Raw genomic sequence first — 14075 nt, 5'->3', positions numbered from 1 at the left:
TCACGTGGCGGTGTAGGCGCGATTGCTAGCCAGGGATGGCTAGCAATCTTTCCCGCCGGAAGCCGACACTCTCCGGAATACTGCTTTTCAGTTGAATTAATGTCAACTTATTGACAAGCTAGTTGCAGGCAATAAAAGCCCAATATTTTTATGTAAACTATTAATAAAAAGGTAATAACATGATAGATGAAGAATTGTACAGCGAGAATCGCTTGAAAAATGAACTAAGAATGAAACCGAAACCCGATGCTCAACCTGCTGCGTTGTTTAGGAGCTCCTATAATAAAAGACAGTCATATGCAGTCTACAGGCTTGAAGATTGCGAGGACTTACCCCCTAAAAAAGAAATGTCGGATAAGCAAAGAGAAGCCATACATAAAATGGCTGTTGCAAAAAAACTAAAGCAGTTTGATGAAGAAAATAAATCAGCTTTGGAAACAAGTCTGTATGTACAAAAAATTTTTGAAACTGGATTTGTTATATTAGACACAGAAACAACTGGCTTAAGTTGCAGGGATCAGCTTATTGAACTTTGTATTTTGTCGAGCGATGGCAATATAATGCATAATCAACGTTACAAGCCAACAATTCCAATAACTGACGGCGCATATCGCTGCCACGGAATTCACATGAACGATCTTGAGAACGCACCTTCATTTCAAGTTGACGCAGATCGGATAAAAGACATTCTTCTCAAGAATGATGTTGTGATTTTCAACGCGAGTTACGATATGAGTATTTTAAAATCAACATATAAGTCGGTCGGTATTCATCACTTTTTTCTGGATGATGTCAAAGATCGGTGTGCGATGAATGGTGCTGCAAGTATTTATGGACCGACTAACCGATACGGCACTATTTCACTAGAAGATGCTGCATCTGTCTCAGGATTTATTAATCCAAATCCGCATAGCGCACTCGGAGATTGTCAAACTACTTTAGCGGTTATGCATGATTTAGCTAACTTTGCTGACCGGTTGATGTTGAAACGTAGAGAATACGAACAAATACTTACTCAATAAATTACCAACCATCATGAAGTTGGAATTGACGCCCTCACACAATACCAGCGGGATTGACTGCGATCCATCCGTTTGATGTTTCTTAGTCTTCCCTCTACCATCATTTTTACTTCGTATGCATTTCAAAATGCGCAATCTGCTGGGATCAGGCCGATAACAATTTCCTACGAACGGGTTAGACAGTCATTTTTTGAGATCAAGTTTTTGATGCTTCAAAGCGCTATGTCATGTGTGATTAAAAGCATTGCTCTATGCGCATTGCTTGAATCCCATTTTGACTTGCATCAATTGCGAAGTGGTCATAGAATTGATGATAATAAAATGCGCAAGCTATACATTTCTTATCGTAAAGAAACATGTCAGACACGCTTCTTCAATCAGTTACACAAACCCAACGGGAGCGCCTGTTCCACATCGACTTTCGTCTCTTTTTCCTGGGAGCAGTCAATCGCAATGACTTAGTTGGTCGGTTTGGTATCAAAGAAGCAGCAGCAACGAGAGACATCACGCTTTATAAAGAATTAGCCCCTAAAAATCTCGAATACGACACCAAGGCTAAAACCTATATTCAGCGGGAAGGCTTTTCACCACTATTCAGCTACTCTAGCCATCAAGCATTAGCAGCGTTGCTGCATGGCTACGGTGATGACTTTGTATCTACCAGTCATACCTTCGATGCCGCCGAAGCCCCAACCCAATTGCATTTTCCGGCATGCGATATTTTGGCTTTCGTTACCCGTGCCATTTACTGTAAGCAAGCTATCTCGATTGGTTATCGATCACTTTCCAGCGGTTTAACACAGCGTGAAATCGTCCCGCACTCACTGATCGATAATGGCTTACGTTGGCATGTCAGGGCTTTCGATCGGCTGAAGAAGCAGTTTTCCGACTTTGTGATTAACCGTATCGAGCAGCCTCAATTGATCGAAAATAGAGCCATTTCGAATACAGAATCGAAAGCTGCTGACCAACAATGGAATCACTTCGTCGAGCTTCAGTTGGCACCTCATCCTTCATTGCACTATCCCGAAACCATCGCACATGAATATGGCTTACAGAATGGTGAACTGACGCTTTCGGTTCGCGCCGCTGTTGCTGGATACGTGCTTCGGCGTTGGAATGTCGACTGTTCAGAAAATCATGCGCTCGTAGGGCCTGAATACCACCTCTGGCTCAAAAATTGCCAATCGCTATCTGCAATAGATAATCTGATCTTGGCGCCTGGTTATTCCGTAACGAATAAGGAAGCAAGGCTTTGAGTAAGCTAGAACTCGACAAAGCCAAACACTATATCCGCGACCTAGTCAGCGGAAGCTTGTTTGTTGCTGAAAGTAAGACCGTTGCTCAAAGCCTACTGCTGGATTGCACAGAAGACGAATGGGTGCAGATGATTACCCAGGATAACGTGCTTCGAAAAAAATCCCCTAACACGGCGATTCGCTATGCGCGCACGATAAAACGTCGTTTGGAACCATTAGGTAAGCCATTCATTCATACCGTTATCGACGCCACCGATCCTCTATACCCTCAACTTTTGATGCTGGCCTTAATGATCTACACGCCGGTAGTTGCAGACTTTATGACTCACGTTATTGCGGAAACCAAACGCGTCTATAAGCCCAATTTAACCTCTGATGCGTGGGATGTATTTCTACATGACCGTAGTCGCACATTACCTGGGCTGTATGACTTGTCTGATTCAACCCTAAAAAAAACCGGCACAAACGTCATCCGCGCTTTGGTTGAAGCTGGCTATCTGGACAACAACAAAAACCGCCGTTTACAGCCCGTTTATTTGCTCCCAGACACCAAGTTTTGGTTAAAGCAACTCAATCGCGAAGACCTCGAACCGGTCATGGAATGCACCTTATGAAAGCGCTACAAAACCGCCTTGATCTCATTCTGGATCGGATCGATAACCCACAGTTTTTGAAAAATGATGGCTTGGGCAATGAAATTGGCTTTTGGATTTTCGATTATCCGGCCAAGCACGAACTTATCGTCAGAGACTATGTAACCCACCTGACCGACAAATTGGATAAGCGCGGCTTCAAATTCAAGAACGTCAACATCTTTCAAACCTTGATCGACATGCTCAATTCGCGCGGATTGCTGGAACGCACGTTTGCCCGCGAAAAGCAGGTCGGCGTAGAGGCCATTAAAACGACATTGGCTGGCCCCCTCAGCCAGAAAAAAGTCGCTGAATACATCGCCAGCCAAATTCAACCGGATGCCTTGGATTTTGTCTTGTTAACTGGGTTGGGTAATGCCTGGCCGTTAGTCCGTGGCCACGAGCTATTGAGTGCACTACAAGATGTGATGGGCAAAACGCCTCTAGTGTTGTTCTATCCAGGCGAATACAGCGGCCAAGATTTACATCCATTCGGTTTGATCGATTCCAAAAACTACTATCGAGCCTTCAAGCTCGTTCCAGAAACCTTTAAAAAATAAGAACGCAGGGAGCCACTTGTGAATATCGAGCAGATTTTTTCCAAGCCACTGATCCGAGATATTAATGGTGTCGTCAAGGCTGAGCAGCTTGATAATGAATGTGTGTTTGTCGAACTAGACGAATACGTGATCACTAAGGAATTGGATCGCCACTTCCGCCATTTTTTTGAAACCTATGTGCCTGCCATTAAGAATCGCAACCCTGCGGTGGCAGGAAAAATTGGCGTGTGGGTGTCGGGTTTCTTTGGTTCTGGTAAATCGCATTTCATCAAAATCCTGTCATACCTACTGGAAAACCGCTCGGTCGAAAAGGATGGCCAAAGCCGTCTCGCTATCGATTTTTTTAAGGACAAAATTAACGATGCGATGCTGTTTGGAGATATTCATAGCTCGGTATCCAAACCGACAGATGTCATTTTGTTCAACATCGATTCGCGCGCTAATACCGACGATGGCGACAACGCCATCTTGAAAGTCTTCCTCAAAGTTTTTAATGAACGTGTTGGCTATTGCGCAGACTTTCCGCACATCGCCCATCTTGAGCGCGAACTGGACAAGCGCAACCAATACCAAGCCTTCAAAGACAAGTTCGCTGAACTAACCGGTTCCGTTTGGGAATCGCAAAGGGATGCTTACGATTTTTATCGCGATGAACTGTCACAAAGTTTGGCCGCCGCTAGCAACCAAACCTTGGAATCAACTCGCCAGTGGGTAGAGCAACTGGAAAACAACTTTCCGCTCGACATTCGCAATTTCTGCAAATGGGTGAATGACTACCTAGAAAGTCACGGCGACCGTAACATCTTGTTCCTTGTCGACGAGGTGGGCCAGTTCATCGGTCAGAACACTCAGATGATGTTGAAGCTGCAAACCATCACGGAAGACCTAGGTACATTTTGTAACGGTCGTGCTTGGGTCATCGTTACTTCCCAGGCCGATATTGAAGCGGCCATTGGCCAGCTGAAAAAAACCAGCGGTGATGATTTTTCCAAAATTCAGGGCCGCTTCTACACCCGCCTGCAACTGTCCAGTTCCAACACCTCGGAAGTCATTCAAAAACGGCTATTGGAAAAAACCGAACCGGCTGCCGAAGCCTTGGCCAATGTCTTTGCAGAACAAGGCGACATCCTGCGTAATCAATTGGCCTTCGATAAAACCACCACAGCTGCACTCAATGGTTATAGCGATGCGCCTTCGTTTGTCGACAATTATCCTTTTGTTCCTTATCACTACCCACTGGTACAAAAAGTCTTTGAATCGATTCGTACCAAAGGTGCTACCGGCAAACATTTGGCCATGGGCGAACGCTCTCTGCTGGATGCGTTTCAGTCGGCGGCCAAACAAGTCAAGGATCAAGGCATTGGCGCCTTAATTCCTTTTTACTGTTTCTACAGCCCAATCGAAAGCTTTCTGGAGCCCGCCGTCAAGCGCACGATAGATCAAGCCTGCGAACTCGATGTGCTGACCGCTTTCGATGGCAAACTGCTGAAAACCCTGTTCCTGATCCGTTACGTCGATGTTTTGAAAAGCACCCTCGATAACCTGGTCACGCTCTGTATCGATCAAATCGACGCCGACAAAATCGCCCTGCGTAAACAGATAGAAGAAAGTTTGAACCGCCTGGAACGGCAAATGCTGATTGCCCGTAACGGCGACGAATTTGTATTCCTCACAAACGAAGAAAAGGAAATCGAAAACGAAATCCTGCACACCGATGTCGAGCCATCGGAATTGACCAACAAGCTTTCCAATCTGATCTTCGACGGACTGTTGTCGCGGCAAAACGTCTACCGTTATCCGGTCAACAAGCAAGACTTTAACATCAGTCGTTTCTGCAACGGACATCCCCGCGACGGTTCCTCGCTGGAAGACTTGGTGATCAAAGTGACATCGCCACTCGACAGCCATTACGAAGCCTTTATCCACGAACAACATTGTTTAAACCATACTCTGGAAGGCAACGGTTGCATACTCGTTAAGTTATCGGATCACCAGCTACTATTCGGACATAAAGGGCTCGAAGGTGACCTGGCTCGCTTCCTGAAAACTGATCGTTTTCTCAAACAAAACTCCGGCCAGCGTCCCGAACAAGAGCACCTGCTACGGGAAAAGCAGCTCGAAAACATTGAGCGCGAAAAACGTCTGCGCCACGACCTGGAACAACTCTTCGCCGAAGCCCAACTGTTCGCCATCGGCGCCAAACTTACGCCCAAAACGGCTTCGCCTTCGGCGATGCTGGAAGAAGCTTATCGGTATGTCATCGAAAACACCTTCGCCAAACTCAACATGCTGCGCCTGACACCTGGCGAGGTTTTGCGGGAGCTACACTCGATCATGGTTGCTGATGATGTTGTGCAACTTGGCATCGACATGGAAGCCATGGAATGTAATCCTGAAGCAACGCGCGAAGTTGAGATGTTCATTACCTTAAAAATCGAGCGTAACGAAGCGGTGTACTTGCGCGATCTCGTTAACCGATTTACCCGCCGCCCCTATGGATGGCCGGTCAATGAAATCCTGCTATTGGTCGCAAGACTGGGACTGGCAGGCAAAATCAGTTTTACCATGGGGGCCAGTGAGCTACCGCTGAAAAAAGCTTACGAGCCGTTTACCAGCGTGCGCAAACACGGCGAAATCCGCATCCAGAAGGTTCGCCAGCACGACGAACGCCAGCTAAAAAATGCCGCGTCACTGGTCAAAAACCTGTTCAATAAAACCTTCACCGGTACCAGTGAAAAGGAACTGGCAGAACTGCTGACACAAGAAATCAAAAATTGGCACGAAAACCTAAAATCTTTCAACAGCAAAGCCCAAACCGGCCATTTCCCTGGTAAGCAAAAAATCGAACAGGGTTTGATTCTGTTGGCTGATCTGCTGCAACAGTCCAACAGCTTCAATTTAATCGAGCGCAGCCTTGAACAAAATAACGCTTTAGAAGATTTTGCCGAGGACTTCGAAGACCTCGACGACTTTTACAACAGTCAATTCCAGACTTGGCAAAACTTAAGCAAAGCGTTGAACGACCAATTCAAAGCCAACCGCCCGTTTTTAGAAAAAGACCCAACGGCGAAGCAAGCATTGGATGAACTGGATCGAATCTACGGCATGCCATCGCCGTATGATCAACTGCGCCATATCAATCCATTGATCGAGCAAATCCACGCCATCAATCAGCAGTTAATTCTGGAACGGCGGCAAATCGTCGAAACTGAAGTCGAGCAACGAATCGAACGCGTTCAAGCCGCGTTAAAACAAGTGGCAGCGCCCGATGATCTCCAAAACAAAGCATTACGCCCGCTGCAACTCTGTAAGCAACGGATCAGCAGTAACGAGTCGATTCCGCAAATCGTCAGCGATCATACCGAAGCAGCCAATTACGAAGAGGATGCCTACGACCTGATTAATCGACATATTGAACTACTTCGCCAAAAGGATACGCAAAAACCGGTTTCGCCAACTCCAGGCGAAAACAAAGTGGCTGAACCAGCGCCTAAACGAACCATCACTATCACTCAAAGCGATATTCTCAATACTGTATCGCCCAAAGGCTTTATCGAAACGGAAAGTGATATTGATCGTTACTTGAACGCACTACGCGAACGCTTGGCCAAAGCGGTTAACGCGGGTGATCGGGTCAGAATAAGGTAAGGACACAGCATGAAGTTTATACACACCTCGGATTGGCATATCGGGCGACAATTCCACAATGTTTCGCTGCTGGAAGATCAGCGGCATGTTCTGAATCAGTTGATCGAGCATATTGAACGCGAGGCCGTTGATGCCGTTGTGATTGCCGGTGATATTTACGATCGTTCGGTTCCCCCAGCGGCAGCGGTAGAGCTGTTGGATGATGTGTTCAATAAGATCTGTGCCGAGCTTGGTGTCCCCGTGTTGCTCATTCCAGGCAACCATGACAGTGCTGAACGGCTACGTTTCGCTTCCAGGCAATTACGACAAGCTGGCCTGCATATCATCGGCGATTTTAGTCAGATTAACCAACCGGTGAAAATTCGCGGAGCTTCAATCGAGGTCTGTTTTTACGGTATTCCTTATAACGATCCCGAATCGGTCCGAAATCATTTTGGTGTCGAGGTTTCCACCCACGACGAAGCCCATCGCTATCTGGTTGAACAAATCACCAGCGCCAATCCCGATGACTCGCCCAATATTCTGATCAGTCATTGTTTCATCGATGGTTGGGACGAATCGGACTCGGAACGTCCACTGTCGATCGGCGGCGCTGATCGCATTAGTTACGAGGCTTTTGCCGGATTCGATTACGTCGCGCTCGGCCATCTGCACAGCCCGCAGCATAAAGGCGAATCCAATATTCGTTATTCAGGCTCGATTTTGAAATACAGCTTCTCCGAGCAAAACCAGCGTAAAGGCGTCACGCTGGTTGAAATGGCTGCCAACGGCATGAAATCGGCCACGCATCTACCGCTGCATCTATTGCGTGACATGCGTATTTTGGAAGGCGAACTGAATACCCTAATCGAACAAGGCAAAACCGATCCGCACAACGAGGATTACCTGCTGGTTCGACTAACTGACCGGCACGCGCTACTCGATCCGATGGGTAAATTACGTCAGGTCTATCCCAACGTGTTACACATTGAAAAACCAGGCATGCTGGATATGTCTGATCAGGCTATCAATCGGGACAAGTTAAAACGCGGCGAATTGGAGATGTTCCGTGATTTTTTCGAGCAGGTCCATGGGCAAGCCTTATTACCTGAGCAAGACGAAGCTATAAAAGAAATCATCTCGCAAATTCACAAGTTTGAGGGAGAATTGGCATGAAACCATTAAACCTCAGCCTTCAGGCATTCGGCCCATTTTCTGGTCGGGAGTCCATCGACTTTACTCAACTGGGTTCAAACCCCTTATTTCTGATTAACGGTCCTACTGGTGCCGGTAAAAGCTCAATCTTGGATGCTATCTGTTTTGCCCTCTACGGCCAAACCACCGGCGCAGAGCGCGAACCAGCACAGATGCGCTGCGACCACGCCGACCCCAATCTATTGACAGAAGTCATACTCGACTTTCAATTAGGCGAAACCGGCTACCGTGTGCGTCGTATTCCGACCCAGGAACGCCCAAAAAGTCGCGGAGAAGGCACCACCACCCAACAAGCCGAAGCGCAATTGTGGCTGCTTGATGGTACTGAGGACGGCTCATTGATCGTCGCCAAAAGCGTCAGTGATGCCAGCGATGAAATCCGCAAGCGTATCGGTCTGGATGTCGAACAATTTCGTCAGGTGATGGTGCTGCCGCAGGGCAAATTCCGCGAATTGCTCATGGCTGGCTCAAGTGAACGCGAAAAAATCTTCGGACAGCTTTTTCAAACTCAAATTTACAAGCGCATCGAAGATCAACTTAAAGCACAGGCTGCCGGTATCAAACAAGCCGTCGATCAGCATCAAAACCAGATCAAGGGCATCTTGCAAAGTGTGGATGTTCATTCCGAAGCGGACATTGACGATGAGCTGGCCCAGCTTGAGCCAGAGCTGAAAACCGCATCTCAGGATAAAGAGCAAGCCCAGCAAATCCAGTTGCAGGCGACTAAAGCCAAAGATCAAGCTATGTTACTCAAACAGAGATTTGATGCACTGGCTAACAAGCAAACCGAGCTCGATCAGAAAAAAGCTCAGCAGGCCCTAATCGATGCCAAACAAACTCAACTGGATCGTGCGTTAAGCGCCCAGAAGATTCAGCCCATTTTCGGGTCGTATCAGGAAAAATCAGCAGCACTGAAAAAACTGAATGAGCAAATCACAGCCAGCGAAAATTCAGTGGCACAAGCAACTTCGGATAAGAGCATCGCTGAAAAGCAATTGCAGGCAGCCCAGGCCGCTTTTGCCGAAGTCGAACCATTAAACAAACAACAAGTTGAACTTAACCAATATCAGGAAAGAGTCGCCGATCTAACTCAAGCTCAGGCAAACTTGAACAGTGCTAGCCAGCAATTCAACGACAGCCAGCAAAATCTGGATAAGCAATTAAAAGCCAGAGAATCTTTATCTACTACGCTCAAAACCAACACCGCCCAAATCGATCAAATTGCTGAGGCCTTGGATGTATTGGCTCCTAAGCAGATCGAGTTGGAAGCCTATCGTGTGCAGTTCGAACAACGCAAACTGCTAGAGCAAAAGCGCGGTAAACAAGCTGAATTAGAGAGGCACGAAAGCCTGTTATTGGCGGCTTTCCAAACCAAACAAAGCGAATTTGAGGCTGCTCAGAAAAAGGCCCGTCAAACTGAACTCGCCTGGCATTCCGGCCAAGCGGCATTACTCGCCCAAGAGCTCCAGGTAGATCAGCCTTGCCCAGTCTGCGGTAGCAAGGAGCATCCGGCGCCCGCTCATGCCGTTATCGACACCGAATTGGTGACTAAACAGCAAGTGGAAGTTGCCAGAGCGCAGGAAGATCAGTCGCGCAAAGCAATGGACACAGCAAAGGCCAAGTACGAAACCGCCCATCTGGAAACAACTGGCGTCAGCAAGGAAGTAAGCCAATTGATCGAACAATTGGCGGATATCGCCCAGCAAGCCTTAAGCGAAGTTGAACAAACTTACAAAACCAAGCATTCCGAAGTCCAAGGCTTGCTTCAGCAGCAAACCCAACAAAAACAGCTCACCCAGAACAATGCCGAATTGAACCAGCAACTGGCTGAGCTGGCGGAAACCATTGCGGCGTTGGAAGCTCAGGCCAAATCGGATAACGAACAGATGCTAACCGCTCGTGCCAATGTTGGGCAGTTGGAAAAACTGGTACCGGAAGCGTATCGCGATGCCCAGGTATTAAGCCAAGCCATTAGCGATCTTGCTGTCAAAATCAAAAAGTTGACCGATGCCGTTAGCAAAGCACAGTCCGAGTTTACGGAAAAATCCAGCACACTTGCTAGCGCCCAATCTAGTTTGGAAACCCTAGGCCAGCAACGCGATGCCTTGCAACAGGAATTCATTCAAGCGGGAGCCGCTTGGAACGATGCGCTAACCCAAAGTGCTTTCGCAAACCTTGATGCTTTCAGGCTTGCATTACTCAGCGATGAAGATCAGCACAGCCTGAAAAACCAGATCGAAAATTACCAGAGTGAGCTGGCCAATTTGCAAGGCGCGGTCGAGCAACTCCAGGCCGATTTAACCGGCCAGTCGCTTCCTGATTTGGAAAAACTCGAATTGGAACTCACCGACAAAACCAACGTATTCAATGCCTGTGACGTGGCCTGGCGCAAACTGCAAGAACGCCATAACCAATTACAAGCCGTAAAAACCAAACTCGCCAAAGCCCATGAAAAGAACGCCGAGCTGGAAGCTCAATACCGGATTTACGGCACCTTAAGCGATGTCGCCAACGGACAAACCGGCAACCGCATCAGCCTGCAACGTTTTGTCCTTAGCGTCCTACTGGACGATGTATTGATTCAGGCTTCGCAACGGCTACATATCATGAGCAATGGCCGCTACCAGTTAGTCCGTAAAGAAGATAGAACCAGAGGCAACCGAGCATCAGGACTCGATCTGGAAGTCGAAGACGGCTACACCGGCAAAAATCGCCCAGTGGCAACGCTATCCGGCGGCGAATCGTTTATGGCCGCTTTGTCCTTGGCCTTGGGTTTATCCGATGTCGTTCAGTCATACGCCGGTGGTATCAAGCTCGATACCCTGTTTATCGATGAAGGCTTTGGCAGCCTCGATCCCGAATCACTGGACTTGGCCATCAGAACTTTAATCGACCTGCAAGCCAGTGGCCGCATGATCGGCATTATTTCCCACGTCTCCGAACTGAAAGAACAAATGGCTTTACGTCTGGACGTGGTCAGTTCCAAAAAAGGCAGTAGTATCCGCACCATATCCGCTTGAAACTAAAGGTAAGGGAAAAATATGAAAACCATACAACTTGAACTTTCCGAGAGCATTTACGACCGCGTCATCAGCTTTCTGGAGCTGTTGCCTGAAAATGAATGCCATATTTTGGAAAACGTAAATACCCAACAACAGGCTTTAAAAGAAGCGCTGGAAGCGGCTGTCGCCACAAACGCTTTTGCCGACATCGTCGATCCAGCGGCATGGCAACGAGATATTCGCCAGGATCGTCCATTACCAGGTAGGGACGCATGATTTTATTGGACAGCAACATTCTGATTTATTTAGTGCAGAAAGAGCATGAAGCCTTGCGGCAGTGGTTGCTGACCACTCAACCGGCTTATTCCATCATCAGCAAAGTCGAGGTATTGGGTTACTGGAATCTATCCACAACACAGGCTCAAGCTATTGCCGCCGTATTATCGCCGATGCGCGAAATAGCATTGACTAAACGCCAATGCGAACAGGCTATCAGCCTGCGCCAACAACGCAAAATGTCATTGGGCGATGCCTTAATTGCCGCTACAGCGTTGGATCACAACTTGCCGTTAGCTACCCGAAATACCAAGGACTTCGACTGGATTTCAGGTGTGCAACTCATTAACCCCATGGATGCCTGATCGCTCAATGAACACCACCAACCTCAAAAAATACGCCCCGCAAGCCCGCCGCGATTTTATGGCCGCCATTAGCCAACGGCTCAATCAGTTTGGCATTCACGCAGACAACAAAGGCAAACTCACCATCAGCACGCCGGTCATTTCCGGCTCGGTGATGCAGATCGAAGGGTTGAGCTTCGATGCCAATCTAGCGCGTGCCCGCGATAAGCTCGTTCAGCGTGCCGAGCGTATGGGCTTTGAGCAGTTGGTGGAACAAATGGCTTACACCTGGTTCAACCGACTGTCTGCCATTCGCTTTATGGAATTGCACGGTTATTTGGATCACAAGCTGCGGGTACTGTCGCATCCAGAAAAGGCCAATAGTTTTGAAATCCTCGACCACGCCCAGGATGTAGCCACCGATCTGAGTCTGGATCGCAACCACATCGTCGAACTCAAACTGGCCGGTAACAAAGACGAAGAACTCTATCGCACCTTGCTGTTGGGCCAATGCCATCAACTGCATCAAGCCATGCCGTTTTTGTTCGAAGCCTTGGACGATGAAACCGAACTGCTGTTGCCCGACAACCTGACCCGCACCGATTCGATCCTGCGCGGCTTGGTGGACAGCATCCCCGAAGACGACTGGCAACAGGTCGAAATTATCGGCTGGCTGTACCAGTTTTATATTTCGGAAAAGAAAGACCAAGTCATTGGTAGCGTGGTCAAAAGCGAAGACATTCCCGCCGCTACCCAGTTATTCACCCCGAACTGGATCGTCAAATACCTGGTGCAAAACTCGGTCGGTCGGCAATGGTTGATGACCTATCCCGATTCCGGCTTAAAGGCACAGATGGAATACTACATCGAGCCCGCCGAACAGGAACCGTCGGTGGTCGAAGCGCTGGCCGCCATCACCCCGACCAGCATTGATCCCGAAACCCTCAAAGTCCTCGATCCCGCCTGTGGTTCCGGTCATATCCTGGTCGAAGCTTACGACATCCTCAAAGCCATTTACGAAGAACGTGGCTACCGTGTTCGCGACATTCCCAAACTGATTCTGGAAAACAATCTGTACGGTCTGGACATCGACGACCGCGCCGCGCAACTGGCCGGTTTTGCCTTGATGATGAAAGCCCGCGCCGACGACCGCCGCATCTTTACCCGCGACATCAAGCTCAACGTACTGGCGATTCAATCCACCCAAAATCTCGATTTGCCTGACCTGTGGCGCAAGCTGGCGTTAAACCAGGATGCCAAACGCGGCAGCATGGAATCCATCTTCGATGACGTGCAAAGCAATCTGGCCGATACGGTGGACGACATCGAGTTCAAGCAACTGCGGGCTATCTTGGCCTTGTTTGAGCAAGCAAAAACCTTGGGATCGTTAATTCAGGTGCCGCAGGAACAGGCCGAGTATTTGCGGAGCTTGACCAATCGATTGCAAGAATTGAATGAACAAGGCGATTCGATGCAGAAACTGGCGGCAGCGACCTTGTTACCTTATGTGCAACAGGCTGGGTTGTTGGTACAGCAATACGATGCGGTAGTGGCTAATCCACCGTATATGGGTGGTAAAGGCATGAATACCTTCCTGAAAGAGTTTGCCAAAAAGCAATTTCCCGACAGCAAATCCGATTTATTTGCGATGTTTATTGAGCGGTGCAAAGAATTTGGCAACAGAAACTCGGAGCTTGCGTTTGTAACACCGTATGTTTGGATGTTTATTTCTTCGTATGAAAAGCTGCGCTCGAAAATTTTAAATGACAATCACTACTTTAATTCAATTGGAATACAACGCTTTTGAGCCTGCTTGCATTCCTGTTTGCACATTTGTGCTACATAATGCCCACATTAAAAACTATGTAGGGAGTTATATTAAGCTGTCAGAATTTAAGGGACATGAAAACCAGGCCCCTAAAACTCTTGAAGCAATTCAAAATAATAACTGTGGTTGGTTTTACAAATCGAAGCCGGATGATTTTAAAAAAATTTCGGGCAGTCCTATTGCTTTTTGGGTAAGTGCGAAAGTTCGAAATATTTTTACCGATAGCATTCCTCTAACAGGCTGTTGATTTTATCGCCCCCGCAATCCGCATTGATTCGCTGAGCCAGCCGCTAGATTAACTTATAAAGCA

Annotated in this window: 11 protein-coding genes; all 11 read left to right on the top strand. The window is 47.8% G+C overall.

Annotated features, from left to right (window positions below; genetic code table 11):
* Positions 1–179: 179 nt before the first annotated feature.
* The 11 genes from ACW73I_RS22160 (at position 180) to ACW73I_RS22110 (ending at position 14012) form a co-directional block, all read left to right on the top strand.
* Positions 180–1022, top strand: a complete 843-nt coding sequence (locus ACW73I_RS22160; RefSeq protein ID WP_458031683.1) for a 3'-5' exonuclease — start codon at positions 180–182, stop codon at positions 1020–1022.
* A 356-nt stretch (positions 1023–1378) separates the two neighbouring features.
* Positions 1379–2281: a WYL domain-containing protein gene (locus ACW73I_RS22155; protein ID WP_458031682.1), complete on the top strand. Its 903-nt coding sequence runs from the start codon at positions 1379–1381 to the stop codon at positions 2279–2281.
* On the top strand, positions 2278–2895 hold the full coding sequence (locus ACW73I_RS22150) for a DUF1819 family protein (protein WP_458031681.1): 618 nt from the start codon (positions 2278–2280) through the stop codon (positions 2893–2895). Before ACW73I_RS22155 ends, ACW73I_RS22150 begins: the two co-directional genes overlap by 4 nt.
* Positions 2892–3473 (top strand): DUF1788 domain-containing protein, encoded by a 582-nt coding sequence (locus ACW73I_RS22145; protein WP_458031680.1) that lies wholly within the window; start codon positions 2892–2894, stop codon positions 3471–3473. The genes ACW73I_RS22150 and ACW73I_RS22145 overlap by 4 nt, the downstream gene beginning before the upstream one ends.
* A gap of 18 nt (positions 3474–3491) precedes the next feature.
* Positions 3492–7121, top strand: a complete 3630-nt coding sequence (brxC, locus tag ACW73I_RS22140) for a BREX system P-loop protein BrxC (protein ID WP_458031679.1) — start codon at positions 3492–3494, stop codon at positions 7119–7121.
* A 9-nt stretch (positions 7122–7130) separates the two neighbouring features.
* Entirely contained in the window at positions 7131–8276 is a 1146-nt protein-coding gene (locus ACW73I_RS22135) for an exonuclease SbcCD subunit D (RefSeq protein ID WP_458031678.1), read from the top strand.
* A complete protein-coding gene (locus ACW73I_RS22130) occupies positions 8273–11335 on the top strand; it encodes an AAA family ATPase (RefSeq protein ID WP_458031677.1) in 3063 nt (1020 codons plus the stop codon). Before ACW73I_RS22135 ends, ACW73I_RS22130 begins: the two co-directional genes overlap by 4 nt.
* A gap of 21 nt (positions 11336–11356) precedes the next feature.
* Positions 11357–11593: a hypothetical protein gene (locus tag ACW73I_RS22125; protein ID WP_458031676.1), complete on the top strand. Its 237-nt coding sequence runs from the start codon at positions 11357–11359 to the stop codon at positions 11591–11593.
* Positions 11590–11958, top strand: coding sequence for a type II toxin-antitoxin system VapC family toxin (locus tag ACW73I_RS22120; protein WP_458031675.1), 369 nt, complete (start codon positions 11590–11592; stop codon positions 11956–11958). The genes ACW73I_RS22125 and ACW73I_RS22120 overlap by 4 nt, the downstream gene beginning before the upstream one ends.
* A gap of 7 nt (positions 11959–11965) precedes the next feature.
* Positions 11966–13744, top strand: a complete 1779-nt coding sequence (gene pglX, locus ACW73I_RS22115; RefSeq protein WP_458031674.1) for a BREX-1 system adenine-specific DNA-methyltransferase PglX — start codon at positions 11966–11968, stop codon at positions 13742–13744.
* A complete protein-coding gene (locus ACW73I_RS22110; RefSeq protein ID WP_458031673.1) occupies positions 13701–14012 on the top strand; it encodes a hypothetical protein in 312 nt (103 codons plus the stop codon). The genes pglX and ACW73I_RS22110 overlap by 44 nt, the downstream gene beginning before the upstream one ends.
* The last annotated feature ends 63 nt before the right edge of the window (positions 14013–14075 follow it).

It is taken from the genome of Methylomonas sp. MgM2, from assembly GCF_054172045.1.
Note: the sequence above shows the minus strand (reverse complement) of the source record. Positions and strands in the feature narration are given on the sequence as shown.

What these genes read in the sequence shown, in the direction of transcription:
- ACW73I_RS22160 (WP_458031683.1), top strand. Translation starts at nt 180, where the DNA reads ATGATAGATGAAGAATTGTACAGCGAGAATCGCTTGAAAAATGAACTA.
- ACW73I_RS22155 (WP_458031682.1), top strand. Translation starts at nt 1,379, where the DNA reads ATGTCAGACACGCTTCTTCAATCAGTTACACAAACCCAACGGGAGCGC.
- ACW73I_RS22145 (WP_458031680.1), top strand. Translation starts at nt 2,892, where the DNA reads ATGAAAGCGCTACAAAACCGCCTTGATCTCATTCTGGATCGGATCGAT.
- ACW73I_RS22135 (WP_458031678.1), top strand. Translation starts at nt 7,131, where the DNA reads ATGAAGTTTATACACACCTCGGATTGGCATATCGGGCGACAATTCCAC.
- ACW73I_RS22130 (WP_458031677.1), top strand. Translation starts at nt 8,273, where the DNA reads ATGAAACCATTAAACCTCAGCCTTCAGGCATTCGGCCCATTTTCTGGT.
- ACW73I_RS22125 (WP_458031676.1), top strand. Translation starts at nt 11,357, where the DNA reads ATGAAAACCATACAACTTGAACTTTCCGAGAGCATTTACGACCGCGTC.
- ACW73I_RS22120 (WP_458031675.1), top strand. Translation starts at nt 11,590, where the DNA reads ATGATTTTATTGGACAGCAACATTCTGATTTATTTAGTGCAGAAAGAG.
- pglX (WP_458031674.1), top strand. Translation starts at nt 11,966, where the DNA reads ATGAACACCACCAACCTCAAAAAATACGCCCCGCAAGCCCGCCGCGAT.
- ACW73I_RS22110 (WP_458031673.1), top strand. Translation starts at nt 13,701, where the DNA reads ATGACAATCACTACTTTAATTCAATTGGAATACAACGCTTTTGAGCCT.